Raw genomic sequence first — 25,241 nt, 5'->3', positions numbered from 1 at the left:
CGAGCGCCTGCGCCTTCGAGCATCGAATCGGGCATGTCCACGCCTCGTTACCTGGTCACCGGCGGCGCCGGCTTCATCGGCACCAACATCGTCGCGGCGCTCGTCGCTGCGGGCGAGCGCGTCCGCGTGCTCGACAACCTCGCCACGGGGATGTGGGAGAACCTCGACGGGATCTCCCCTTCCGCCGCGGTCGAGCGCATCGAGGGCGACATCCGTGATCCCGAGGCCGTCGCCAAGGCCGCCGCGGGCGTCGAGGTCGTCTTCCACGAGGCGGCGCTCGGGTCGGTGCCGCGCAGCGTCGAGGACCCAGTCACGAGCGACGCCGTCAACGTCGGCGGCACCGTGAACGTGCTCGACGTGTCGCGACGCGTCGGCGTGCGTCGTGTCGTGTTCGCCGCGTCGTCTTCGGCCTACGGCGAGACGCCCGTCCTGCCGAAGCGCGAGGACATGCAGCCGATGCCGCTCTCGCCGTACGCCGTGACGAAGCTCGCGTGCGAGAGTTATTGCCGCGTCTTCTCGTCGATCTACGGCCTGGAGACGATGTGCTTGCGGTACTTCAACGTCTTCGGCCCGCACCAGACGCCCGAGGGGCCCTACGCCGCAGCGATCCCGCGCTTCGTCGATGCTGCGCTCGCGGGTCGGCCCATCCAGATCTTCGGCGACGGCGAGCAAACGCGCGACTTCTGCTTCGTCGACAACGCCGTGCGGGCGAACCTGCTCGCCGCCGCGTCGCCCCGGAAGCTCGCGGGCGAGGTCGTCAACATCGCGGGCGGACGGCGTGTGTCGCTGAACGCGCTTTGCGTCGAGATCGGCCGTGTCCTCGGCAGAGCGCTCGACGTCGAGCACGGCCCGGCCCGCCCGGGCGATGTGCGGCATTCGCTCGCGGACGTGAGCCTCGCGCGGGAAATCCTCGGGTACGAGCCTTCCGTGCGGTGGGAGGAAGGCATCGCGCCGACGGTCGCCTACCTCGAGGCGCTCCGGGCCGCAGGTCCGGCCGAGGCGGCCCGGCGGGCGGCTGAGCGGCGTGCACAAAGTACGCGGGAGAACGGCGTTAGCACGGGTGCGGCAACCAACGTTGTTGCACTCTTTCGGTGAGCGACGTATCCGGCAGAGCCATGCGGAGCATGACGGGGTTCGGGATCGGCGAGGTGACCCTCGGGGAGGGCCGGGTGCTCGCCGAGATCCGCTCCGTCAACCAGCGCTTCCTCGACGTTCGAACGCGGCTGCCGCGGGAGCTCGCCGAGATCGCGCTCTTCGCCGAGCAAGTGGTGCGCGAGCGGCTGCGTCGTGGACGTGTCGAGCTCGTCGTGCGCACGGAGGGGCCGGTGCTGACGGCGGCGACGCTCGACGTGGCGCGCGCTCGCGCGGCGTTTCGCCAGCTCCTCGCGCTTCGTGACGAGCTCGCGCCGGGCGCGGAGCTTCCGCTCGCGCTGCTCTCGGCCGTGCCGGATCTGTTCATCCCGCCGGCGGGGCCGGAGCTCGCCGCGGTGCGCGACGCGGTTCGGCGCGCGATCGAGGCTGCGATCTCGGCGATGGACGCGATGTGCCGGGCGGAGGGCGAGGCGCTGCTCGCGGATCTCTCGGGGCGATGTCAGGCCCTCCGGCGCCTCATCGAGGCGATTGCTTCACAGGCGGACGGTCTGCGCGAGGCGGCGCAGCGACGGCTGCACGAGCGGCTCGAGCGGCTGCTCGCCAGCGCGGAGCTCACGGTCGATCGGGGCAGGCTCGAGCTCGAGCTCGCGATCCTCGTGGACAAGAGTGATTTCACCGAGGAGCTCACGCGGTTGCGGAGCCACCTCGATCAGCTCGAAGGCGTGCTCGCTGCGAGTGGAGGCGAGCCCGTGGGGAGGCGGCTCGACTTCCTTCTGCAGGAAATGGTACGCGAGGCCAACACGCTCGGCGCGAAGGCCCAGGACGCCTCGGTCAGCCAGATCGTCGTCGGCATCAAGGTCGAGCTCGAGCGGCTCCGCGAGCAGGTGCAGAACGTCGAGTGACGCGGACACGCGCCAAGGCCCCAACACCCCAGCACGAGACCGATACGAATGGTGAGCGACTTCCTCCTCCTCATCGTCTCCTCCCCTTCCGGGGCGGGAAAGACGACGCTCTGCAACCGGCTGCGCGCGGAGTTTCCCGACCTGCGTTTCTCGGTCTCGCACACGACGCGCAAGCCGCGCCCGAACGAGCTGGACGGGCGCGAGTACCACTTCATCGAGAAGGACGCGTTCGATCGGATGATCGGCGAGCACGCCTTCGCGGAGTGGGCACCGGTGCACGGCAACTACTACGGCACGAGCGTCGCCGAGATCGAGATCGCCAAGCGTGAGGCGCGCGGCGTGCTCTTCGACATCGACTACCAGGGCGCGCGGCAGATCAAGGCGCGCATGCCCGAGGCCGCCTCCGTGTTCATCCTGCCGCCCTCGCTCACCGAGCTCGAGCGCAGGTTGCGCGGCCGCGGCACCGAGGACGAGCCGACGACGCTGCGGCGCCTCCGTGCGGCGAAGGGCGAGATCGAGCATTACGGATTCTTCGACTACGTGATCGTGAACGACGACCTCGAGCGGGCGTACGATCAGCTCCGCGCGGTGGTGTTCGCCGAGCGCTGCCGTCGCGGCCGGCACGCGCTGCTCTGCGAGCAGATGCTCGCCGAGGGGAAGGTCGGGGCCTCCGCATGAGCCACGTCCTCGGGGTGATCGGCGGCAGCGGTGTCTATGCGCTCGAGGATCTCGAGGACGTCGAGGAGGTCGACGTCGAGACGCCGTACGGGCCGCCGAGCGACGTCGTGTTTCGAGGCCGCGATCGCGACTCCGGGACAACGCTGCTGTTCTTGCCGCGTCATGGCCGAGGCCATCGGCTCTCGCCCACGGAGATCAACTACCGCGCGAACGTGTGCGCGCTGAAGAAGCTCGGGGCCACGCACCTCGTCAGCGTGAGCGCGGTGGGATCGATGCGCGAGGAGATCCCGCCGGGAGATCTCGTTGTCGTTGATCAGTTCATCGACCTCACGAAGCACCGCACGAGCACGTTTTTCGAGGGCGGCGTTGTGGGGCACGTGGCCTTCGCGGATCCGGTTTGCCCGCATCTCTCGGCTGCGCTCGCGGACGCCGCTTCGCAGGCGATCCAAGGCACGCAGAAGAAGCTCCACCGCGGCGGCACGTACGTCTGCATGGAGGGCCCGCAGTTCTCGACCCGCGCGGAAAGCCTCCTCTACCGGAGCTGGGGCGTGCACGTGATCGGCATGACGGCGATGCCCGAGGCCAAGCTCGCGCGCGAGGCAGAGCTGCCGTACGCGCTGCTCGCGATGTCGACCGACTACGACTGCTGGCACGCGACCGAGGAGGCGGTGACGGTCGAGGCCGTGATCGCGGTGCTCCGGGAGAACGTGGCGTATGCGCGACGCGCGCTGCGAGGGCTCTCGTCGACGCTCCCCGATCCCAAGACGAGCCCGGCGCACGGCGCGCTCGCGAACGCGGTCATGACCCGACGTGATCTCGTACCCGAGCAGACGCGGGCGCGGCTGTCGTGGCTTTTGCCGGATCTCTCGTGCTAGAAGGGGCCGCCGTGAGCACGTCTTCGCCGATTCTCATCGTTGGATCCATGGCCTTCGACGATCTCGACCTGCCCTCGGGCAAGGCGCGCGATGTCGTGGGCGGCTCGGCCACGTACGCCGCCATGACCGCTTCGGTCTTCGCGCCGGTGCGCGTCGTCGCCGTCGTCGGGGACGACTTCCCGGAGCACGTGCTCATCGCGATGCAGGCCCGCGGGATCGACACGCGTGGCATCGAGCGCGCGACCGGAAAGACGTTCCGCTGGGCGGGCCGGTACGATCAGGATCTCGTCCACCGCACCACGCTCGACACGCAGCTCAACGTCTTCGCCGACTTCCGCCCGCGCCTGCCCGAGGCGTTCCGTGACACGCCGTTCCTCCTGCTCGGCAACATCCATCCGGGGCTCCAGCTCGACGTGCTGGAGCAGGTGCGCTCGCCGCGCCTCGTCGTGGCCGACACGATGAACTTCTGGATCACGGGCGAGCCCACGCTGCTCGCGTCGATGCTCAAGCGCATCGACGTGCTCATCGTGAACGACGAGGAGGCGCGGCAGCTCTCGGGCATCCACAACATCCGGCGCGCGGCCCGCGACATCCTCGCGCGTGGCCCGAAGCGCCTCGTCATCAAGCGCGGCGAGCACGGCGCGCTCCTCTTCGACGAGGAGGGCGTGTTCGCGGCCCACGGCTTCCCGCTCGAAGACGAGGTGGATCCGACGGGCGCGGGCGACTCGTTCGCGGGCGGCTTCCTCGGCTACCTCGCGACGCAATCCGAGGTCACGCCGCTCGCGCTCCGGCGCGCGATGGTGCACGCGACGGCGACGGCGTCGTTTTGCGTCGAGGCGGTAGGCACGGGGAAGGTCGGCGTGCTCGTGCGCGACGAGGTCTCCGCGCGCGTCACCGAGATCCAGAAGCTCTACGAGTTCGGCGCCAGCACGATGTGATCCGCGCTTCGCGCCCCGCGCGGAGCGGGCGCCGTCCGTGATAGTCTCCGCGCTCCTTTTTGCGTGGAGGAAACACGGATGCGCTTTTCCAACGTGGCCGCGTCGCTCGCGGCCTTCGGGCTTTTGTCTCTCGGGATCCTCGGCAGCGGCTGCGGGGATGATCCGCCGGCGTCCCAGCCGCCTCCCTCGGGGGCGAACTGTGGGCTCACGGCGTCGTGCGTCACGGTCGATCCCACGTGTATCGCGCTCGTGGACAACGCGGGCCAGACGGAGTTCGGCCTGCGCATGTCGCAGATCATCATCAGCAAACCCGCGACGCTCGCGGCCGCGAGCTTCATCGGCAAGACCGTCGCGGGCGGCGTCGCGCTGGACGACACGAAGTGCAACCTGTCGGGCCAGGGCACGTTCTCGTGGTTGCTTCACTTCGACACGATGACGAACACCGTCTGCACGGGCGGCGCGAAGCCCGTCGCGAACCCTGCGGACGGCTTTTCGTTCGTGAACGAAATGATCAGCGGCTTCAACATCACGCCGATCAAGTTCTCGAGTGATCTGTCCCAGGGCACGTTCGAGGTGACGGAGGGACAGGACATCATCGTCCCCGTGTACACGGCCGAGGGCGGCGCCCCCATCCTCTTGCCGCTCAAGAAGGCGCGGATCCTGGGCGGAAAGCTCTCGTCCAACAACAACTGCGTGGGCACCTACAACGCCGAGGGCCTCGATCCGTTGAACCTCTGCCGTCCGTACCCCGAGGAGAACCAGTTCACGTTCCTCAACGCGGGCAAGATCGAGGGGTACATCACGCTCGAGGACGCGGACGCCGTCGAGGTCGATCTCGCGAAGAAGTCGCTCTGCGCGCTCCTCACGGGCAAGGACGACGGCGCGATGCCGATCGCGAAGTGCCTGCGCGATGCGAACGGAAAAATCGATTACAAGGGCGACTGGTGTGACGCCACGAATGCGGCTGCGGACGCGATGTGCGCCGACGCAGTGCAGCTAGGCGCGGAGTTCGCGGCGAGCGCGGTGAAGATCAACGGCGGCTGTCCGCTCTGACGCGGGAACGTCCCGTCCGTCACGCTTGCGGCGTGCGCCGTAGGACGCGTACGATCGCGCAAATCCGGTGAAAAGCGGCCTCTGGCGTGTGCGAGAGGCCGCCATCGGTGGCGCCTTCGGAGGTCTTCGCCATGCCTCGCTTTTTAAGACATCTCATCGGGATCATGGTCGTGATCCTCATCGCCGGCTGTGCCGGCGGTGGTTGTTCGAGCGGATGCTCGGGCTGCGGCATGACGCCCCTGCCCGGCGGCTTCGATCCCGCTGCGCGGATCGAAAACGCCGGCTCGGTGCGCCTCACGCAATCCGGGCTCACGTTCCTCGAGCAGAACCTCGGGCCGCTGGCTCAGACCCTGCTCGGCGGCAGCGGCAACGGCGGCATCGTCACGTTCCCCGTGCCCTCGACGAGCGGCTCCACCGCGGGCATCCAGTACGACGTTTGTCCGGGTGGACCCAACGAGAACGCGAACCCGCCGAAGTGCGTCGCGGAGATCGACGTCGGCAACGCGAAGCTCAACATCGACTCGTCGAACCCGCACAACATCAAGATCACGGGGCCCTTGCCGATTCGGCTGCAGAACCTGCCCCTCGACATCGTCTACTTCTTCATCCCGGATAGCGCGAACGTGCGCCTGACGGGCAACGGCTGCTCCACGCCGAGCGCGTTCGCGAACATCGATCTGAACGTCGACATCTCGATCGAGGTCGACACGAACCAGGCGCACTCGCGGTACGGCTACTCGCGCGTCAAGGTCAACGCGCTCGAGGTCAACAAGGGCCAGCTCGAGGACTCGATCGAATTCTGCGGCGGCGGGTTCTCGAACACCGTGCTCAACGCGATGAAGGGCCTGGTCATCGATCTGCTCTACGACCAGCTCCTCGGGACGCTCACCGACCAGGTGGATTCGGCGCTCTGCCAGCAGGCGAACCCGGAGCTCAATCCCCCCTGCCCGCTCGGCACGAACGATGTGGGCGGCGTTTGTCGTTATGGAACGGCCGAAGGCGACGAGTGCGCCTCGATCATCCTTGGCACCGACGGCAACGTGAACCTCGGCCAAGCCCTCGCCAGCATCTCGCCGGGCACGAAGGGCGGCCTCGACATCCTCTTCGCGGTCGGCGGCGCCGGCAAGCGGACGGACAACAGCGGCTACGCGTGGGGGGATCTCGACCCCGTCGCCGGCGGCGCGACGCTCGGCATGTACGGCGGCGCGGAGCCCACGCCCATCTCGCAGTGCGTGAAGTTCTCGCAGATGGATCTGCCCACGGGCATCCCGGTCCCGGACGAGCTCGTCGGCAACACGGTCTCGAACTGGCCCGCGGGGCTCGACGGCCCGCACGTCGGGATCGCGCTCTCCGAGCGGTTCGCGAACTACGCGCTGAACGGCATGTACAACAGCGGCTTCCTCTGCCTCGGCATCTCGACCGAGACGGTGCCGCAGCTCGCCTCGGGCACGCTCGCGCTGCTCGCGAGCTCGCTCCGGGACCTCGGGCTCCAGCGTGAGCCGCAGCAGGTCGCGCTCGTCATCCGGCCGGGCCGCCCGCCGACGGCGACGTTCGGCAACGGCACGGACATCAACACGGATCCGCTGATCCGCGTGCGGCTCGAGCAAGCCTCGTTCGACTTCTACATCTGGTCGACGGACCGCTTCATCCGCTTCATGACGGCGACCTTCGATCTCGACGTCCCCGTGAACCTCACGGTCACGCCGGATGGCCTGCTGCCGGTGCTCGAGAAGATCGGCGTGTCGAACGGCGTGGTCACGAACTCCGAGCTCCTCCGCGAGGATCCGACGGTCATCGCGGGCGCGCTCCAGGGCCTCATCGGCAGCCTCGGCTCGCAGTTCCTCGGCGGGATCAACCCGATCGACATCGCGGGCGCGCTCGACTCGGTGGGCCTGACGCTCACGATCCCCGAGACCGTGGAAGGCCAGGGCTCCGCCGGTCTGCGCAAGCTCGCGAAGGGCAGCGACAACTACCTCGGCATCTTCGCCACGCTCGGCATCGGGCAGGCGATGCCTCTGGCCCCGAACCCGGGCTCCGGGGCGAAGGCCGATCCGATCGAGACGACGGCGCGCGTGATCGAGAAGAAGCTCGATCGCACGGGCTTCCGCCTCGGGACGGTGGACGAGGAGAACACGCCGGTCGTGGCGCTGCAGATGTCGTCGCCGAGCGACACGGGCGTCGTGCCCGTCGAGTACTCGTACCGCGTCGATAACGGCATGTGGAAGCCGTTCACCCGCGAGCGGAACATCGACGTGCGCGACGAGTGGCTGCGTCTGCAGGGCAAGCACACGGTGAGCGTGCGCTCGCGCGTCGTGGGCAAGCCCGAGACGCTCGACGAGACGCCGGCCGAGATCGAGGTCGTGATCGACGCCGAGCCGCCCGTGATCGCGGTCGGTGAGGTGCAGGAAGGCAACCGCGTGTCCGTGAACGTCCGCGACCTCGTGGGCGGCGGCGGCGAGTCCCGCGTGCGTTACCGGCTCGACGGCGGCGCGTGGTCTCCGTGGAAGCCTGCCACCGAGCTCGGGACGATCGACGTGGGCGAGGCGGCCGAGATCGACGTCGAGGCCGAGGACGCCGAGGGCAACGTGGCCGAGGCTTCGCAGGCGCTCATCCGTGGTCGCGCGCTCATCACGGGCGAAGGCTGCGGCTGCGCCGTCGTCGGCGACGATCGCACGCAGGGCAAGCCGATGTGGCTCGTGGGCCTCGCGCTTCTCGGCGCGGTGATCCGGTTCGGCCGTCGCCGTTCGCCGAAGGCCGCGGCGGCGAAACCCGCGCCGGCGCCCGCTCCCGCGCGTCGTCTTTCGGCGCGCCGCACGATCCGCGCGCTCTCCGGGCTCGCGATCATCGGCACGGCGGGCTCGTTCGCCGGCTGCAGCTGCGGCGGCGACGACAGCGCGATCGGGCAGTCGGGGTACACCTGCGTCGCGCCGACCTGCACGACGCTCGATCCCGGGCTGATCGGCGCGTACACGTCGGTCGCCGTCTCGGGCAAGACGATCTGGGTCGCCGGGTACGTCGAGGCGGACTGGGCGAACGAAAATAGCTGGGGTGATCTCGTCGTCGGCACGTGGAACGGCGAGAACATCGGCTGGGCCGCGATCGACGGCGTCCCGGCCGAGCCCGTGGTCGATCCGGCGAAGTTCAACAAGAACGGCTTCCGGGGCGGCCAGATCGAGTCGGGCGACGACGTCGGCACGTGGACGAGCATCGCCACGGGCAGCGACGGCAGCCCCGCCGTCGCCTACTACGACCGGACGAACAAGGCCCTCAAGTTCGCCCAGCGCGTGGGCGGCGCCTGGAACGTCGTCACGGTCGAGCAGAAGGGGCAGGCGGACATCGGGCGGTACGCGAAGCTCATCATGGCGGGCGACAAACCCACCATCGCGTACCTCTCGATCGAGCCTGGCAAGGACGGCGCGATCTCGTCGAAGGTCCGCCTCGCGACGGCGACGAGCGCGACGCCCACGGGCGCGGACTGGACGTTCGAGGACGTGGCCATCGACGCGGCCACGCCCTGCCGCGCGTACAACTGCGCGCTCGGCGACGTGTGCGTGCTGGAGACCGGCCGATGCCAGGAGAAGCTCACGGCGTGCGAGCCCAAGTGCGGTTCGGGCTCGGCGTGCGTGGACATCGGCGGCGCGACGCAGTGCGCGGACACGATCGACGCCGCGAAGATCGACACCTACCCCGAGGCTGCGGGCGACTACATCTCGGTCGCGCTGGATCCGAAGGGTGGGTTGGGCGTCGCGTTCTACGATCGCATCCGGGGCAACCTCGTGATCGCCTCGAAGAACGCGGGCATGTGGCAGACGACGATCATCGACGGGCAAGCGGCCGACGGCACGGACACCGGCGACATGGGCATCGGCGCTTCGCTCTTCATCGACGAGAAGGGCGACTGGCACCTCTCCTACGTCGACGGTTTGTCCGAAGGCCTCCGCTACGCGCAGGTCACGAAGGGCACGACCGTGAAGCTCACGGGCATCGTGGACGACGGCCTCACGATCGACGGCACGCAGAAGTTCGACGACGGGCAGCACCTCGTCGGCGACGACTCGTCGATCTACGTCGGCGCGAGCGGCGAGATTCACATCACCTACCAGGACGCGACGGCCGGCCAGCTCCGGTACGCCGTGGGCACGCCGACGGGTGATCAGATCACCTGGAAGGTGCGCGCCATCGAGCAGGAAGGCTTCGCCGGCGCGTTCTCGCGTCCGATCGAGGTCGACGGCAAGCTGATGCTCGTCAACTGGTGGCGCCGCCTCGACGAGGCGGGGCCGCGTGGCGACGTCGCGATCGTCTCGCCCTGATGCACGACGAGGGCGCGCTTTTCGGGGCGCGCCCTCCCCTTCAACGCTTGGGGCTTCGGGTTGCCTATGGTGCCCTTCGCCCCAAACCCCTTCCCTTCCGCGTCAGGCCGCGGCGATCTCGGCGGCCGTCTCCAAGAGCATCTCACGCGTCGCCGGGCCGTTCACGCGCGCGCGCTCGGAGGCGACGAGCTCGAGCAGCTCCTGCTTCGTGGCGACGCCGGAGTCGAGCAGCGCCCGCATGTACCCGTCGACCGCGCCCTGCGCCTTGGCGAGCTTCGTGTAGCTCGCGCCCGCGCTCTGCGCGCGGAGGGCCTCGTTCAACATCTGCTTGAGCTCCGCCAGCATCTCGCTCTTGCGTCGCATGAGACACCTCTCCCGATCCGGCAGGCTGCCGCCTCGGCCGCGCACCACGCGCTCAGCCACTGGGGTCGGTCCTCGCCCACCCGGCCGCGCCACGCGCGCCGGATCGCCGGTACACGACGTCCCCTATCCGAGGCGCGCGCGTCGGGCCAAATTCTGGATCGTTTTTCCGAGTGAGGTCGCCGCAGCCGTCAGGACGAGCTGCCCTGGAGCAGACGGCAGATGGCGCTGTCCGCGAGCGCGGGGTCGAGGCGGCCGAGCGCGACCGTCGGGCCCTTTTGCGGCACGAGCACCACCCGGCAGCGCCCGCGCGAGGCGGGCATCAGGTTCGTCAGGGCGAAGTCGATCGCGATGGAGACGGCCACGAGCAGCGCGCCCATCCCGAGCAGATCCGGCGAGCCCGCGCGCGCGCCGTCGACGAAAAGCGAGATGCCGATGTAGCTGCCGATCGCCAGCGCGAAGAGGCCCGCGTACATCGCGAGCCGCGGATACCGCACCTCGCGCGCCACACGCGTGAGCCCCTCGACCGGGAAGACCATCTCCCGCTCGCGCACCGTTCGTCCGAGCAGCTCCGTCTTTGCGAGCACCGTGATCGAGCGCGGCGAGACCCGCATCTCCGCGGGGCAACGGTACCGGAGCACGAAACGCCCGATCAGGCGGGCGAGCGGAATCACGAAGAGCAGGCCCGTCACGGCGAGCAGCACGAGCGCCAGAGGGCCACGCGGCGGCGGGACGAGCTCTCCTGCGGCCACGGCGGCGCCGGGGCTCCGCGCGTCCTGGAGGAGCGCGCGCACCACGGGATCACGCGCCTCGGCGGCGAGCGTCTTGGCCTCGCTCCGGGCCGCTGCCGACGCGCTCGCGCCAAGCGCCGCGGCCATCACGAGCGCTCCTGCGCGCCCCACGAGCGGCGCTGCGCCTTCGTCGGCCCTGCGCACGAGCGCTGCGGCTTCCCGCCAGAGCCCGTCTGCCTTCGGCCCGAGCGCGGCATCTGCCGCGGAGAGCGCGTCGAGCGGCGTGTGCGCGGCGACCCATGCGAGCGCTTCGATCACGCGTCGCTCGGCCTCCACGCCTTCGGGCGGGGCGAGCGCGATGCCGCGGGCGAGCAGCGCGGACAGGAGCGCGCGTGTCGCGGGCCCTGTGGGCTCGTTCGGGCTCCTTTCGAGCGCGGCGAGCACGTTGCCGAAGGGGGTCTCGGCGTCCTCGGTGGAGAGCCCGAGCCGGGCGGCGGCATCGCGGGCCCCGTCGGGCAGCGAGGTCCTTCGCTCGTCGGCGCAGGCGAATGCGATGGCGTGGACGAGGCGGGCCAGATCGTCGCCGCGCGGATGACCGGCGAGCTCGGCGAGGACTTCGGGGATTGGGGCGGAGGGCGCCGTGAGGCGACCCGAAGCCCCAAGCGTCGACTTGGGCGGCGTTTGGTCGGCGGGCATGGCAGGGCGTGCTCTGTCGCGCGTCGCGCGCGGGTCGACTTAACCGAACGCGCGCGCCCTGGCTAGTCTTCCGGGCTCTTTCGAAGGTGCGGACGTGGGGGCCATCGCGCGTCAGGGGGACGTTTTCCCGCCCTCTGCCGCGGCTTTTGCTTGTTTCGCGAGCTGCTGCTCGACGGCGCTCATGATGTATTTGAGCTGCTTGTTCGTCACGTGCGTGGTGGCGCGGACCAGGTCCCCTTCGGCGACGAACGGCGTCGGCCCGAGCACTTCGAACCGGCCGAGGAAGGGGATCTCGACCTTCCGGAACCCCTCGACGATGGGCCCGAGCTCCCCGGCGTGCTTCTCGGCCAGGGACGCGTCCTTGTCCTGCGCCTCGAGCAGCACGTCCGCGCCGCCGTCGTCCGTGGGCGTCACGGAGAGCCGCAGCCACTTGAACGTGTCGGGGATCTGGAACGGCAGGCCCTTGAACGCCCGGTGCGGCGTGACCATCGAGAGCGCGATTCCCACGCCGCTCGACTTGTTGAAGCCCTTCGTCGACTTCACCTTCGCGAGCTCGCCTTTCGCGTCGGCGGGCAGAACCACGAGGATCCGTTTGCCCGGGACGAGCGCGAAGATGCGCTCGCCCTTGTCCGCCTTGGCGATCGCTGCGGGCACGGGCGCGTCTTCGAGCCAGCGGCCGGGCGGATTGCTGCGCTTCACGATGGCCTCGATCGCGGCGCGGATCTTCGGCTCGGGCACGTTGAAGTCCATCACGGCCACGACCTTGCGCGAGTCGCGGAACTGCGGGCCGGCGATGAGCAGATGGTCGAGATCGCGGATGGGATCGATGGGCGTGTCCTTGAAGAAGGACTGCCACTGCGGGATCCCCACGAGGATGCGGCTGAACCAGGTTCCGAGCTCGTGCTTGCGGATCCTGTCGCCGGCGATGAGCACCTGGACGTTCGGGTTTTTCGACGCGATATCCGCAGCCGAACCCGCGGCCGCGAGCGGATCTTTGAGCTTTGGGCCTCCCGCGTCTGCGCTCGCGTCGGGCAGCTCTGCGACGGGCACCGGAGCGGCCGCATCCGGGCCCGCATCCGGCTCGACCTTCGCGACCGCCTCCGCGTCCGCACCTGCGTCCGGCAGCTCCGCGACTGGCGCGCCCGCGTCGGGCGCCTGCGTGCCGCCATCCGTATCGAGCGGCGCTGCATCGGCGACCCCCGCGTCCTCCGGCCCCGCGTCGTTCACGCCTGCGTCCTCGACGTCTGCGTCGGGGCCTGCGTCTGGCGCCTCGGCGTCGGGGCCTGCGTCGGCTGGCTCTGCCTTCTTCTTGGGCTTTATCTCGGCTTGCTTCGTGGGTTCGGCGGAAGGATCGGGCTCCGCGGCGGTGGGCTCGGGATCCGGCGCGGGCGCGGGCGCTCGGGTTTCTCCCGGCACGAGATCGAGATCGATGGGGATCACGACCTCGCCCTCCATGTCGACCATCTCGACCGGATCACCGAAGAGCACCGAGAGCCAAGCGAACAGGCGCGTCGGGAGCAGCGGCAGATGCAGGAGGAGCGCGATCGTCAGGGCAACCACGAAGGCGCGTGGAGCGGCCGCGCGGAGCCGCGAGAGGGCCGTGGCCGGCGCTTCTTTCGTGTCTGTCCGGCCACGGGGCTGCGTCCGCTGCTCCACGGCCCCTACGGTAGCAGCGCCTCGCCGGGCGTCATCGGGCCGAGCGCTTCGTGGCACGTTCCTTTCAAGCGGCTTTCACCTCCCTTTTGCAGAGAACTGGATCGACGATGCAGGAACGGGTACGAAGACCCCCGAGCCCGTCTGGTCGGGAAGACGAGGCACTTTTTTCGGCGATGGGAAGCTCTCCAGTGGATCGGCCTCGGCGTGAACAAGATCGGCCCCGCGTGGCGATGAACTCCCGCGTGCCGGCGGGTCGCGAGCCTGCGCCCCCGCCTCCTCCCGAGGCGAAGGCGCCCTCTACCCTCGTGGCGAGTGCTCTTGGCTTCGCGGTGGCGGCAGGCCTCGCGGGCGCGGTCGCGTGGGCCAGCGGTTGCCATGGGGATGCTCCGCCCGGCGCGTCGGTCGACAAGCCTACGCGCACGAGCCAGCTCCCCGCCCCTCCCCCCACGACGCCCCCGGCGCCGAAGGGCTCTGCGCGGGTCGCGACGGCGACGCCGATCGACACGCGCGACGCGGGCGCCGACGCTGCCGAGGACGCGAGCCCTGCGGTCGCGGAGGCCGAGAAGCCGTACACCGGACCGCTGCTCGGGGCGCTGGCGGTGCAGACGCCGGTCTATCCGACGATGGAGTCGAGCAAGAAGCGGCTCGGCTACATCCGGCTCGGCGGCAAGGTCCCGGTGGATCCGAACCCCACGAAAAATGCTTCGTGCCAGCAGGGTTGGTACCGCTTGCTCGATGGCGGCTACGTCTGCGGCAAGTACTCCACGACGGATCTCTCGAACCCCCAGGTTCGCATGGGGATCACGTCGCCGAACCTCGAAGAGGTGCTGCCGTACCGCTACGCCTACAACACAGCGCACGGCACGCCGCTCTACCGATCGGTCCCCTCGAAGGAGGACATGATCAAGTACGAGCCGTACCTCGAGATGGCGAAGAAGGCGCGCCGCAAGAAGAAGGCCGAAGAGGAGGCCGAGAGCGCAGCCAAGGACGAGGCGGCGAAGGATCAAACGGCGTCGGCCGCGACGACGCCCTCGGCGAGCACCTCGGCGGCGGCCGACACCACGGCGGCTCCGGCGGGCCAGGAAGGCGCTCCGAGCGCGCCTGCGCCGATGCCTTCGGCCGAGGTCGCAGCGATGCTCGACGCGGGGCCTGCGATCGAGGAGCCGCAGAAGCCCTGGTGGCAGCAGCTCGAGCCGGGCAAGCCCGTCAACGTCACGCTGAAGGAGCTCGAGTCCGAGGCGGACGGCACCGTTGCCAAGCGCATGGTGAAGGGCTTCTTCGTCGCGGTGGACAAGACGTTCTCGTGGAACAGCCGGACTTGGTACAAGACCACGGCGGGCCTCGTCGCGCCGAGCGACCGCATGTACATCGTGAAGCCCCCGGCCTCGCAGGGCATCGACGTCCCCGAGGGCGCCAAGCAGGTCGGCTTCATCCTCGCGACGAAGTCGTCGAAGTTCGAGATCGACGACGAGCAGAAGAACGTGAAGGTGAAGGGCCCGGCGCCTCGGTTCACCGCGGTCGGGCTCACGGGGGTCACGGCGACGGTGAAGTCGGTCGTGTACCGGCAGACCACCGAGGGCTGGTGGATGAAGGGCGTCGACGCCACGTACACCGAGCCTGGCTCGCCGCCGGCGGATCTCGCGCCGGGCGAGAAGTGGCTCGACGTGAACATCACGCGCAAGACGCTCGTCGCGTTCGAGGGGGACAAGCCCGTGTACGCGGCGCTCGTGTCGCCGGGGCGCAAGTCGACGAACAAGGCGAAGGATCACTCGACGATCAAGGGCACGTTCCGCATCCGCGAGAAGCACATCGCGGTGACCATGGACGGCGACGGTACGGTCGCGGGCGACCTGCCGTACAGCATCGAGGACGTCCCGTACGTCGCGTACTTCGAGGGCTCGTACGCGCTGCACGGTGCTTTCTGGCACTCGAACTTCGGCCGCGAGATGAGCCACGGGTGCGTGAACCTCTCTCCGCTCGACGCGAAGAAGATCTTCTTCTGGAGCGAGCCTCGCCTCCCCCGCGGCTGGCACGCGGTCTGGTCGACGCCCGAAAACCGCGGCACGCTCGTGGTCGTCCACGAGTAACCCTCCGAAAAACCAGAAATCCAGGCCTCCCTGACCCACCTGGACGTATTCTGTCGAGCCAGCAGCCCTGACGCCGGGTAGGCCCGAAGAACGAAGCGAAGCGGAGTTGAGGGCCGTAGGGTGTGGGCCATCGAGCCCACACCCTCCTTAACAACTTGACTTGGGGCGGAGTGTCGAACAGTTGTTGAGGCCGTCATGGACCAGTTCTCGGCCCACCTCGATCGCGGGTGGGATCTCATACAGCGTGGGGATACCCGCGGCGCCGAGGCTTCGGCGCGCCGAGCGCTGGAGCTCGATCCCAACTCCCCCGAGGCGCACAACCTCCTCGGGTACGTCGCGGCCCTCGAAGGGGACGGCGAGGAGGCGATCGAGAATTACCGGCAGGCCATCGCCCTCGACGACACGTACCTGGAGGCGATGCTCAACGCCGCCGAGGTCTACATTCACCCGCTCGGGGAGTACGACCAGGCGATCGAGATGTGCGACCAGGCGCTCGATCTCGCCGAGGTCGACGAGGAGATCATCGACGCGCTCCTCCTCAAGTTCGATGCCCTGCTCGCGAAGGGGGATACGGACGAGGCTGCGCGTGTCGTCGAGCGGATCCCGAGCGGACCTTACGACAACCCGAATCACACGTTCCTCGTCGGGCGCGCGCTTTACGAGATCGGGCAGACGGAGCGGGCCGCGCGGCTCGTGGAAGAGGCGGCGATGAAGGATCCGCGGCACGTCGAGGCGTACTATTACCTCGGGCTCGTACGCGACGAGCGTGGTGACATGCGTGGCGCGACGCAGGCGTTTTTGCATGCGCGCGAGCTCGACATCGAGATGGGGCTGCCTCCGTGGGCGCCCGGCCGCGAGGCTTTCACCGGGCTCGCGCAGAAGGCGATCGCCGGGCTGAATCCCGTCCTGCGCCGGTACGTGGACGCCGCTGATGTGTACGTCTCCGACGTCCCCGGCATGGAGCTCGTCGCCGAGGGCGTCGATCCGCGGGCGCTCGTCTTGCTGGATGGGCTCATCTCCGACGAGCTCTCCCGCGGCGGACGCGCGGATGCGCCTTGTGCGCGGATCTTCGTGTATGCCATCAACGTCGCCCGGCTCGCGGGCAGCGTCGAGGGCATCGAGCGGGAGATCAGCTTGGCGCTCGAACGCGAGATCACCGCGACGTTCCTCGAGGCCGAGCAGGCCGAACGCCCCGAGAGCGAGCTCAACTGACGGGCGGGGACCGTTCGCCATGTGTGCCGCCCCCGAGAGGCCTGTGAGGCCCGTATCCGCCCGAAGGCGCGGCCGCTCGGTCGCCGGGGCGATTTATTACGGCATCATCGGCGCCACCTGCCTCGCGGGCACCATCCAGATCTCCGTCCAGGTGTTCTTCACGGATCACCCCCCTTCCCCGTACGGCGGTTGCCACGAGGGGCTCCGGGCCCTCGTCGGGGCCGTCGATCGGGCGCGGGCGGCGGCCCCCGGAACGGACGGCGAAGACGGGGCGATCGCGCGTTTCCGGGCGGCGCTCGAGCCCGAGTGGCAGTACTTCGATGGCGTCGCGACCACCTGCAAGGGGTCGGCGAAGGACGAGGGCGCTCTCGACGCCATCGAGCGGCTCCGCTATGCGGAGGAACATGCAGCGCGGCGGGAGGCTTCGGACCTGGCCCCGCTGCGGCGCCAGGTGCAGGAGATCGTGAACACCGATCTCGCCCAAGCCGGCGCACCCCCCAAAGGCCCCTGATATCCAGAGCGGCGACGAATGACAGACCAGAATCCCACCTCCCAGGGCGCGAACGCCTCCGAGGCTCGCACGAGTGATCCCACAGCGGCCGGCCAGGCGGCCGCGACCGCGCCGACCTTCGACGTCTTGCCCCTCTCGGCCGAGCTGCGCGAGACGCTGGCCGAGATCGGCTACGTGAACCCCACGCCGGTGCAGGTCGCCGTGTGGGAGCCCGCGACGCGCGGGCGTGACGCCGTCGTGCAAGCGCGCACCGGCACCGGCAAGACGGCGGCCTTCGGGCTACCGATCGTCGATCACCTCGTCAAGCGCTCGGCCGCGCACGTGCAAGTCTTGGCGCTCTGCCCCACGCGTGAGCTCGCGCTGCAGGTGACGGCCGAGATCGAGCGGCTCGGCAAGCGCAAGGGCGTGCGCGTCGTACCCGTGTACGGCGGCGCGCCGATGCCGCGTCAGATCGACGCGATCGCCGCGGGCGCGCAGGTCATCGTGGGCACGCCCGGCCGCGTGCTCGATCACCTGCGCCGCGGCACGCTCGATCCGAAGAACCTCCGCCTGCTCGTGCTGGACGAGTGCGACGAGATGCTCTCGATGGGCTTCGAGCGTGAGCTCAGTGCGATCCTCGAGCGTTTGCCCGAGAACCGCCAGACGCTCCTCTTCTCGGCCACCTTGCCGCCCGACATCGAGCGGATGGCGAAGAGCAAGCTCAAGAACCCCGAGTTCGTCACGCTCTCGGGCGACCACGTCGGTGCGCTCTCCATCGATCACTTCGTGTACATGGTCGCGGGCGACAAGCTCGGCGCGCTCATCCGCGTGATCGAGGTCGAGAACCCGGAGAGCGCGGTCGTCTTCTGCAACACGCGCGACGAGACCGAGCGCGTAGCGAGCGCGCTGCAGCGCCAGGGCTTCGACGCGGACTGGCTCAACGGCGATCTGCCGCAGTCCGATCGCGAGAAGGTGATGAGCGCGACGCGCGAGGGCCGGCTCCGGTTCCTCGTCGCGACGGATGTGGCCGCGCGAGGGATCGACATCTCGCTGCTCACGCACGTCATCAACTACGACTTCCCGCAGGACGCCGAGGCGTACGTCCACCGCACGGGTCGCACCGGGCGCGCGGGCCGCACGGGCACTGCGATCTCGCTCATCGCGCCGCAGGACATCGGCGGCCTCTACCTGATGCGGCTCACGTACAAGATCCGCCCGATCGAGCGGCAGATCCCGACCGAGGGCGAGCTCAAGACGCGCGCCGAGGCCGACCTCGTCAACATGCTCGCCGAGGCGTTCGCCCCGAAGGGTACGCACCCGGACGATCTCTCCCTCGCGCGGCGCATCCTCTCGCACGACGCTTCCGAGCGGATCCTCGCGGGGCTCTTGCGGGATCACCTGGGCGCGCGGCCCACGGCCAAGGACGAAGCGGCGGCTGCGCGGCGCGCTGGTCCTGCGCCGAAGCGCGTCGAGGCGGCCCCTGCCCCGGGGAAGGCCGAGACGAAACCCGCGCGCGAGCCGCGTGAAGAGAGGCCGCGCCGCGAGGAGCGCGAGCCACGCGAGGAGAAGCGCCGCGAGGAGCGCGAGCCGCGCGCGGCCAGTGAGGAGCGACCGCGCCGCGAAGAGCGCGAAGAACGTCCGCGTCGGGAGGAGCGCGAAGAGCGCGCCGCCGGCGAGGAGCGCGAGCCGCGGGAGTCGGGTCGTCGTTCGCGGGGACGTCGTGAGGGGCGGCCCGAGATGCCGCGGCCGATCCGCGCGCGCGGCGGCGACGAGGTCGCGCCGACGCCTGTCAGCGCGGCCGATCCCTTGCCGCCTCCGAAGGCGCGCGCGGCTGCGCCGGTGCGTCACGCCGACTTCACGAGCTGGCAGCCGCCGGAGGAAGAGGGCGACGACGAGCCGATCCTCGGCGACGCCGCGCTCGCGGGCCCGCGGGACGTCGCGCGCGAGGTCCCGCGCGAGGTCGGTCCGGATGATACGGATCCGGGTCGCTCGCAGGAGGGTTCGTCCGGGGACTACGCCGAGGTTTTCGTCAGCGTGGGCCGCCGCGACGGCGTCCGCGCGGCTGACCTCCAGGCGCTCTTGCTCGACCAGATCGGCCTCGATAAGGCCGATGTCAAGCGGATCCGCGTCCGCGAGCGCAACGCGTTCGTCAGCGTCCGGCGCAGCGAGGTCACGCGCGCGGTGGCTGGCTTGTCGGGAGCGACGCTTGCCGGTCGCACCGTGATGGCCGAGCCGGCGCGGGAGCGCAGCGGCGCGGGCGGCGAAATCGACGCGGACGCCGCGGGCGCTGTCGAGCCCTGAGCTGAAATCGCGGCGATCTCCGCCCTTGGTCGACACTCGGGACGCCGGATCACCTCCGGCGTCTTGCTCTCCAAAACCCCTGCTGGCGGAGCGCGCACGAAGGTCGTATCCCCTTGGATATGGCGCGGCGCGGATGGGAGGAGGAGGTCGGGCGGCTCCGGCAAGAGGTCGACGGCGCGATCGCCGTGGGCCTCGGCGTCGAAGACATCCTCCCTCTGCTCGCGCGCATCACCCGCATCGCCGAGCCGGGCAGCGAGCCTTGGGTCGCGGCGCATCGGCAGCTCGCCGAGCTCGGCGTCGAGCACGACCCTTGGCGCGCGGCGCTCTTCGCCCGCAAGGTCCTCGCGCACGACGGCCGGGATGACGGCGCGTGGGCCGTCATGGGCCTCGCGCAGTCGCTCCTGCGAAACTTCCGGTATGCGGCGCGCGCCTACGAGCGGGCCCTCGCGCTCTCGCCGGACAACCCCTGGTACGCGCACAACCTCGGCCACCTGTACGACGTGGCCCTGGGCCGCCCGCACGACGCGCTCCCCTTGCTCGCGAAGGCCAGCGAGGCGCAGCCCGAGGAGGCGGACATCGCGGCGAGTTACGCGCACGCCCTCGCGCGCTCCGGCAAGCTCGTTCTCGCCAAGCGTGTGCTCAAGCGCGCCATCCGGCGTGGGGCCACGGCCGATCAGATGGCGCTCTGGCGCTGGCTCGACGCCGGCGCGCCGGAGACCGTGGAAGCCTCGGGGCGTGAGCGGCGCGGCAAACCGAAGAAACAGCGGGCCCGCCAGCGACCTTCCGCGCGCGACTAACTGCGACGTCGAGCAAGCTTCCGGCTTGTCGTCGCCTGCGCGGTGCTACATCGATGCGGTCATGGTCCGTCCTCGTCGGGTACGCGCCTCGCTCACCACGTCGCTCCTCACCTTCGCCTTGCTCCTCTCGGCGCCGCTCGCCGCGCAGCAGCCCGAGCCTCGCCCTCAGGGAGGGACCTCGACCGAAGCGCCCGCGCAGCCCGCACCACCTCCTGCGACACCGCCGACGATCGAGGTTGCGGATCCGGCCCTCGCGCCGGTCCCGCCTGCCCCCAGGACGCTTGGCAACTGGCGCGAGGCGATGACCCTCATCGAGACGCGTGCGCCGGATCTTCGCATCGCCGAGGCTGAGGTCGCGCGCGCCGAGGCGCTCGCGGAGCAAGCACGGGGGCGTTATCTGCCCCGCGTCGACGGGCAGGGTCAGGTGCAGACGATCATTCTTCCGCGGCCCCAGGGTGACCTCAACACGCCCTTTGCCGCGGCGTTGTCGGCGAGCATTGGCGCCACGGCGACGGTGCCGCTGATCCAGCCGCGCCTCTGGTACGCCGCCGGCACCGCCAAGGTCAACATCGAGGCCGCGAAGCAGACCGAGGCGGATCGTCGCCGCACGCTGCTCGCGAACCTCGCGAGCGTCATCGTGCAGGTCGTGGCGGCGGAGAACCAGAGCGAGATCAACCGCGCTGCGCTGAAGACGGCGCTCGAGCGGCTCGAGCTCACGCGTCGCCGTGCGCGGCTCGGGACGGGCACGCAGCTCGATGTCGTGCGCGCCGAGCAGGACCTCACGCTCGTGCGTAACCAACTGCTCCAGAGCAATGAGCAGATCCGGCGCACGCGCGAGTCGCTCGGCCTCGCGCTCGGCGACAACGTCCCTTACGGCGTCCCCCCGAACATCTCGCTCAACGACATCGAGCAGAGCGTGCGGGGGACGTGCCACGCGGGCAAACCCGAGGAGCGTCCGGACGTGGTGGCCGCGAAGAAGCAAGTCGAAGTGGCCGAGCGTCAGGTTGGTGAAGCGAGGCGCGGATATCTGCCGACGCTGGACGCCTCCACGACCATCAACGTCACGAGCCAGCCCCAGTTCATCGGCGGCAACTACATCTGGACTGCGCGCGCTCTCTTGACGATCCCCATCTTCGACGCGAGCCGCTCTGGCGAGGTCAGCGCCGCGCGTGCCTCCGTCGAGCTGCAGAAGGCGCGGCTCGAGGCCGCCGAGCGCCAGGCGCGCCTCGACGCGCAGCAGACCTACCGCGGTGTGGAGGTCGCCGACCAGACGCGCGCGCTCGCGGAACGGACGCGCGATCTCGCGAAGGAGACGGCGCGCCTCTCGCAGGTCGCGTTCGAGGCGGGCACGGCGACGAGCTTCGAGCTCATCGACGCGGCACAGCGCCTCCGCCAGGCGGAGCTTGATCTGGCGCAGCGCGAGTTCGAACTCATCCGCGCGAAGATCGCCGCTCTGCTCGCGGCGGCCGTTTGTGACGGCTGAACGGGGCGTCGCGGTTTTCCTTTTTCGCCCGAGACAGCCGCTTCGGATCCCTCCTATCATCGCCGCGCACGCTCGCAGTGGGGGTGCGCGCTGCGTGTAACGCGGCGCGACGACGGCTCGTATTGAAGGAGAATCCGCCATGGCCAACATGCCGCCTCCGGGTGGGGGGTATCCCCCGGGAGGTCCGCCCGGCTATCCGCCGCAGGGCTCGTATCCCCAGCCGGGAGGCGCCTACGGCCCTCCGCAGCAGCCGCAGGCGGGGTACGGACCGCCGCAGCAAGGTGGCTACGGCGCGCCGCAGCAGCCGCAGGCAGGGTATGGCCCGCCGCAGCAGCCGCAGGCGGGGTACGGCCAGCCGCCGCAAGGAGACTACGGCGCGCCGCAGCAGCCGCAGGCAGGGTATGGCCCGCCGCAGCAGGGCGGATACGGCCTGCAGCCGGGGATGGGGAGTCCTCCGATGGGCGGCGATCCGCAGCAGGGGTACGGGGGGCAACCGGGGATGGGGTATGGCCCGCAGCCCGGAGCGCCGATGGGCGGAGATCCGCAGCAGGGGTACGGGGGACAACCGGGGATGGGGTACGGCCCGCAGCCCGGAATGCCGATGGGTGCACCGATGGGCGCTCCCCCGATGGGCATCCCGATGGGCGCACCCATGCCGCAGCAGCGGACGGTGGGCGGCAGCTTCAACATCCTGAAGATCGTGGGCATTGGCGTCGTGGTCGTCCTTGGGCTCGTCGGCGGCGTCGGGTTCGCCTGGTACGGCTACACGCACCCGTCGGTCCGTATCGTCAACGTCACGGGCAAGGATGGAGTGACCGTCACGCTCGACGGCGAGGCGCTCGCCAAGGACCTGAAGAACGCGGCCAAGGAGAACGCGGCGGTCGTCGTCACGAAGAACGTGGCGAGCGGCGCGCACAAGCTCGAAGCGAAGGACGCGAGCGGCAAGGTGCTCGAGAGCTTCACCTTCGAGTTCAAGTCGGGCACGAACGGCTACGTCTACGCCCCTGGCCGCGCGGCCGACTCGAAGACCTGCTTCATCGTCCAGACGGACGAGTACAAGACCATCAACGTCGGGTTCGGCAACAGCGACCGCTTCAAGACCCTCGACCCGACGAAGAACATCTGGGAGCTGCCCACCACGATCGAGTTCTGGTTCCAGGACACACCCGACAGCGTCGAGATCAAGACGAAGAAGGGCCAATCCTCGAACAAGACCGTCACGAAGCGCGCCCTCCGCCAGGCCGCCTGCGACGACCCCGATTTCCAGGACTGATCAAGAGGGGGCGGGCTCGGGCCGGCCCCCTACGCGCGCCGCTCGGGCGGCGCGCTACCCCAGCGTAGGGCTGCTGGCTCGATGGCTGCGCTCTCGGGTTCCGTGGCGCCCATGTCCGCGGTATAGAGCGCGGACCGATGGAACGACTTGCCAGCTATGTGTCAGGCGCGTGGGTTCACGGCTCCGGCAAGGCCGCCGTGCTCGTCAATCCGACGACCGAGCAGCCGATCGCCGAGGCCAGCACGGAGGGCATCGACTTCTCGCGCACGCTCGCCCATGCCCGCGACGTCGGCGGCCCTGCGCTGCGCGCCCTCTCGTTCGCGCAGCGCGGCGAGCTGCTCCTCGCCTTGTCGCGCGCCATCCACGCGAACCGCGACGCCCTGATCGAGGTCGCCATCCAGAACGGTGGCAACACCCGCAGCGACGCGAAGTTCGACATCGACGGCGCCTCCGGCACGCTCGCGTATTACGCCGAGCTCGGCAAGCAGCTCGGCGATGCTCGTTTCCTCGTCGACGGCGAAGGCGAAAAGCTCGGCAGGAGCCCTCGTTTCTTCGGCTACCACGTCCTCGTCCCCCGCGCGGGCGTCGCGGTGCACATCAACGCCTTCAACTTCCCTGCTTGGGGCCTCGCCGAGAAGGCCGCTTGTGCCCTGCTCGCCGGCATGCCCGTCGTCTCCAAGCCTGCGACGAGCACCGCCTTGCTCGCGTACCGGATCGCGCGCCTGTTCATCGAGGCGAACATCCTCCCTGCGGGCGCCTTCTCCTTCATCGCGGGCGCGCCCGGCGACATGCTCGATCACCTCGGCGGCCAGGACGTTCTCGCCTTCACCGGCTCGGCGGACACCGGCGCGCGCCTCCGCGTCACGCCGGCCGTCGTGCATGGCTCGGTGCGCCTCAACATCGAGGCCGACAGCCTCAACACGGCTGTCCTCGGGCCTGACGTCGCCTCGGGCTCCGACACGTACCGCATGTTCCTGCGCGAGGTCAGCCGCGACATCACGCAGAAGGCCGGGCAGAAGTGCACCGCCATCCGCCGCATCCTCGTCCCTTCCGCGATCGAGGGCGAGATCAAGGACGAGCTCGTCAGCTTGCTGCGCGACATCAAGGTCGGCGACCCCGCGCTCGAAGGTGTCACCGTCGGCCCGCTCGCGACCGCCGCGCAGCTCCGCGACATCCGCGCCGGCATCCAGAAGCTCTCGGCCGAGGCCTCGATCGTCCTTGGCGACGGCGCGTTCGAGCGTGTCGGCGCGCAGGACGGCAAGGGCTACTTCGTCCCGCCCACGCTGCTCCACTGCAAGGATCCCGATGCGGCGCGTGACGTCCACCAGCACGAGGTCTTTGGCCCCTGCGCCACGATCGTCCCCTACGACGGCTCCTCGGCCCGCGCGACGGACCTCGTCCGCCGCGGCGGCGGCATGCTCGTCGGCTCGGTGTACAGCGACGATCGCGCGTTCGTCACCGACATGATCTTCGGTTTGTCGCCGTATCACGGCCGCCTCTACTTCGGCAGCGAGAAGATCGCCGACCAGACGCCTGGCCCGGGCACGGTCCTCCCGCAGAGCGTGCACGGCGGCCCTGGCCGCGCAGGCGGCGGCGAGGAGCTCGGCGGACGCCGCGGCCTCGCGTTCTACTCGCACCGCGCGGCGATCCAGGGCGCAAGGCCCATCCTCGAAGCCGCGCTCGATCTGAAGAGCTGAGCGGCGTCGTTTACGGCGCCGCGGCGTCGCAGCTCGGATCGACTGCGGCTGCGAGATCGAGCGTCCAGATCGCCGACTCCCCGCCCATCGATCGACCCACGCCGACCGTCAGAAAATCCCCGTTCACGAGGACCGGCTTCGTCCCTTCGTCCGCGGCCCACTGCTCCAGCGTCTGCGCGGCCCCGGCGAACCCCTTCGCCAAGAGCTCGGCCATCCCCACGCTCCCGTCGCACGCCGCGGAAAACCCTGCGTCGCACGCGCGCGTCACCGCCGTGGATCCGTCTGGCCCGATGTCTTTCAGGTAACCCTTGTCCCGCATGTCGTCGCTGTGCGAGGACGCGGACTGGTTCAGCGTCGCGCAGACCTTCAGCACGGGCACGCCGGCTTGCGTGCGCATGTCGTTCAGCCGGCCGACGAGATCACTCTCGACGGCGTCCAGCGGATTCGCCTGGCTCACGCTGTCCGCGTACTCGACTGTCGTGCAACCCAGGGTCCCGGGGGCGAGGCCGAGCGCGGCGAGGACGGGGAGGATCGGCCAAACGAACGGGCGAGACGAAGCCAAGCGGCACATTTTCACCATGCTGGGCATCTTATCGCGTTAGGCTGCCGG

The 25,241-nt window shown here is 69.8% G+C and carries 19 protein-coding genes; 15 read left to right on the top strand and 4 right to left on the bottom strand.

Features of this window, described 5'->3' with window-relative positions:
• The first annotated feature begins 33 nt into the window (after nt 1-33).
• The 7 genes from POL67_RS28040 to POL67_RS28010 all read left to right on the top strand — a co-directional run bounded on the left by POL67_RS28040 (nt 34) and on the right by POL67_RS28010 (nt 9,848).
• Nucleotides 34-1,095: an NAD-dependent epimerase/dehydratase family protein gene (locus POL67_RS28040; protein ID WP_271922494.1), complete on the top strand. Its 1,062-nt coding sequence runs from the start codon at nt 34-36 to the stop codon at nt 1,093-1,095.
• Nucleotides 1,096-1,115: 20 nt separating this feature from the next.
• Nucleotides 1,116-1,994: a YicC/YloC family endoribonuclease gene (locus POL67_RS28035; RefSeq protein ID WP_136929697.1), complete on the top strand. Its 879-nt coding sequence runs from the start codon at nt 1,116-1,118 to the stop codon at nt 1,992-1,994.
• A 48-nt stretch (nt 1,995-2,042) separates the two neighbouring features.
• Nucleotides 2,043-2,672 carry a guanylate kinase gene (gene gmk / locus POL67_RS28030; RefSeq protein ID WP_271922491.1) on the top strand — a complete coding sequence of 210 codons (630 nt, stop codon included), beginning with the start codon at nt 2,043-2,045 and terminating at the stop codon, nt 2,670-2,672.
• Nucleotides 2,669-3,547 (top strand): S-methyl-5'-thioadenosine phosphorylase, encoded by an 879-nt coding sequence (mtnP, locus tag POL67_RS28025; protein ID WP_271922489.1) that lies wholly within the window; start codon nt 2,669-2,671, stop codon nt 3,545-3,547. The genes gmk and mtnP overlap by 4 nt, the downstream gene beginning before the upstream one ends.
• A gap of 11 nt (nt 3,548-3,558) precedes the next feature.
• On the top strand, nt 3,559-4,485 hold the full coding sequence (locus POL67_RS28020; RefSeq protein WP_271922487.1) for a PfkB family carbohydrate kinase: 927 nt from the start codon (nt 3,559-3,561) through the stop codon (nt 4,483-4,485).
• Between the two features lie 78 nt (nt 4,486-4,563).
• Entirely contained in the window at nt 4,564-5,538 is a 975-nt protein-coding gene (locus POL67_RS28015) for a hypothetical protein (RefSeq protein ID WP_271922485.1), read from the top strand.
• A 131-nt stretch (nt 5,539-5,669) separates the two neighbouring features.
• Nucleotides 5,670-9,848, top strand: a complete 4,179-nt coding sequence (locus POL67_RS28010; RefSeq protein ID WP_271922483.1) for a hypothetical protein — start codon at nt 5,670-5,672, stop codon at nt 9,846-9,848.
• Between the two features lie 102 nt (nt 9,849-9,950).
• On the opposite strand, the gene POL67_RS28005 is transcribed toward POL67_RS28010, so the two are convergent.
• The 3 genes from POL67_RS28005 to POL67_RS27995 form a co-directional block, all read right to left on the bottom strand.
• A complete protein-coding gene (locus tag POL67_RS28005; protein ID WP_271922482.1) occupies nt 9,951-10,211 on the bottom strand; it encodes a hypothetical protein in 261 nt (86 codons plus the stop codon).
• A gap of 188 nt (nt 10,212-10,399) precedes the next feature.
• On the bottom strand, nt 10,400-11,635 hold the full coding sequence (locus POL67_RS28000; protein WP_271922480.1) for a serine/threonine-protein kinase: 1,236 nt from the start codon (nt 11,633-11,635) through the stop codon (nt 10,400-10,402).
• A 111-nt stretch (nt 11,636-11,746) separates the two neighbouring features.
• On the bottom strand, nt 11,747-13,291 hold the full coding sequence (locus POL67_RS27995) for a prolipoprotein diacylglyceryl transferase (protein WP_271922478.1): 1,545 nt from the start codon (nt 13,289-13,291) through the stop codon (nt 11,747-11,749).
• Nucleotides 13,292-13,521: 230 nt separating this feature from the next.
• Here POL67_RS27995 and POL67_RS27990 point away from each other — a divergent pair, with 230 nt between their 5' ends.
• The 8 genes from POL67_RS27990 (at nt 13,522) to POL67_RS27955 (ending at nt 24,631) form a co-directional block, all read left to right on the top strand.
• Nucleotides 13,522-15,378 (top strand): L,D-transpeptidase, encoded by a 1,857-nt coding sequence (locus POL67_RS27990; protein ID WP_271930900.1) that lies wholly within the window; start codon nt 13,522-13,524, stop codon nt 15,376-15,378.
• Nucleotides 15,379-15,573: 195 nt separating this feature from the next.
• Nucleotides 15,574-16,590 (top strand): tetratricopeptide repeat protein, encoded by a 1,017-nt coding sequence (locus POL67_RS27985; RefSeq protein WP_271922476.1) that lies wholly within the window; start codon nt 15,574-15,576, stop codon nt 16,588-16,590.
• Nucleotides 16,591-16,633: 43 nt separating this feature from the next.
• The gene (locus POL67_RS27980; protein ID WP_271922474.1) at nt 16,634-17,101 is read left to right on the top strand and encodes a hypothetical protein; all 468 of its coding nucleotides are present in this window, start codon (nt 16,634-16,636) and stop codon (nt 17,099-17,101) included.
• Nucleotides 17,102-17,119: 18 nt separating this feature from the next.
• The gene (locus POL67_RS27975) at nt 17,120-19,381 is read left to right on the top strand and encodes a DEAD/DEAH box helicase (protein ID WP_271922472.1); all 2,262 of its coding nucleotides are present in this window, start codon (nt 17,120-17,122) and stop codon (nt 19,379-19,381) included.
• A 119-nt stretch (nt 19,382-19,500) separates the two neighbouring features.
• Nucleotides 19,501-20,178, top strand: coding sequence for a tetratricopeptide repeat protein (locus POL67_RS27970; protein WP_271922470.1), 678 nt, complete (start codon nt 19,501-19,503; stop codon nt 20,176-20,178).
• A gap of 61 nt (nt 20,179-20,239) precedes the next feature.
• Nucleotides 20,240-21,661: a TolC family protein gene (locus tag POL67_RS27965; RefSeq protein ID WP_271922468.1), complete on the top strand. Its 1,422-nt coding sequence runs from the start codon at nt 20,240-20,242 to the stop codon at nt 21,659-21,661.
• A gap of 139 nt (nt 21,662-21,800) precedes the next feature.
• Nucleotides 21,801-22,934: a hypothetical protein gene (locus POL67_RS27960; protein WP_271922466.1), complete on the top strand. Its 1,134-nt coding sequence runs from the start codon at nt 21,801-21,803 to the stop codon at nt 22,932-22,934.
• 137 nt (nt 22,935-23,071) lie between these two features.
• A complete protein-coding gene (locus tag POL67_RS27955) occupies nt 23,072-24,631 on the top strand; it encodes a 3,4-dehydroadipyl-CoA semialdehyde dehydrogenase (protein WP_271922464.1) in 1,560 nt (519 codons plus the stop codon).
• 10 nt (nt 24,632-24,641) lie between these two features.
• On the opposite strand, the gene POL67_RS27950 is transcribed toward POL67_RS27955, so the two are convergent.
• The gene (locus POL67_RS27950; protein WP_271922462.1) at nt 24,642-25,193 is read right to left on the bottom strand and encodes a CAP domain-containing protein; all 552 of its coding nucleotides are present in this window, start codon (nt 25,191-25,193) and stop codon (nt 24,642-24,644) included.
• Between the last annotated feature and the right edge of the window lie 48 nt (nt 25,194-25,241).

This window comes from Polyangium mundeleinium, from assembly GCF_028369105.1.
Lineage (GTDB): Bacteria > Myxococcota_A > Polyangia > Polyangiales > Polyangiaceae > Polyangium > Polyangium mundeleinium.
Note: the sequence above shows the minus strand (reverse complement) of the source record. Positions and strands in the feature narration are given on the sequence as shown.

Bases quoted from the DNA above. Each gene is read 5' to 3' on its own strand.
- POL67_RS28005 (WP_271922482.1), bottom strand. From the start codon at position 10,211: ATGCGACGCAAGAGCGAGATGCTGGCGGAGCTCAAGCAGATGTTGAAC.
- POL67_RS27965 (WP_271922468.1), top strand. From the start codon at position 20,240: ATGGTCCGTCCTCGTCGGGTACGCGCCTCGCTCACCACGTCGCTCCTC.
- POL67_RS27970 (WP_271922470.1), top strand. From the start codon at position 19,501: ATGGCGCGGCGCGGATGGGAGGAGGAGGTCGGGCGGCTCCGGCAAGAG.
- POL67_RS27990 (WP_271930900.1), top strand. From the start codon at position 13,522: ATGAACTCCCGCGTGCCGGCGGGTCGCGAGCCTGCGCCCCCGCCTCCT.
- POL67_RS28015 (WP_271922485.1), top strand. From the start codon at position 4,564: ATGCGCTTTTCCAACGTGGCCGCGTCGCTCGCGGCCTTCGGGCTTTTG.
- gmk (WP_271922491.1), top strand. From the start codon at position 2,043: ATGGTGAGCGACTTCCTCCTCCTCATCGTCTCCTCCCCTTCCGGGGCG.
- POL67_RS28040 (WP_271922494.1), top strand. From the start codon at position 34: ATGTCCACGCCTCGTTACCTGGTCACCGGCGGCGCCGGCTTCATCGGC.
- POL67_RS27975 (WP_271922472.1), top strand. From the start codon at position 17,120: ATGACAGACCAGAATCCCACCTCCCAGGGCGCGAACGCCTCCGAGGCT.
- POL67_RS28000 (WP_271922480.1), bottom strand. From the start codon at position 11,635: ATGCCCGCCGACCAAACGCCGCCCAAGTCGACGCTTGGGGCTTCGGGT.
- POL67_RS27985 (WP_271922476.1), top strand. From the start codon at position 15,574: ATGGACCAGTTCTCGGCCCACCTCGATCGCGGGTGGGATCTCATACAG.
- POL67_RS27955 (WP_271922464.1), top strand. From the start codon at position 23,072: ATGGAACGACTTGCCAGCTATGTGTCAGGCGCGTGGGTTCACGGCTCC.
- POL67_RS27960 (WP_271922466.1), top strand. From the start codon at position 21,801: ATGGCCAACATGCCGCCTCCGGGTGGGGGGTATCCCCCGGGAGGTCCG.
- POL67_RS28035 (WP_136929697.1), top strand. From the start codon at position 1,116: ATGCGGAGCATGACGGGGTTCGGGATCGGCGAGGTGACCCTCGGGGAG.
- mtnP (WP_271922489.1), top strand. From the start codon at position 2,669: ATGAGCCACGTCCTCGGGGTGATCGGCGGCAGCGGTGTCTATGCGCTC.
- POL67_RS28010 (WP_271922483.1), top strand. From the start codon at position 5,670: ATGCCTCGCTTTTTAAGACATCTCATCGGGATCATGGTCGTGATCCTC.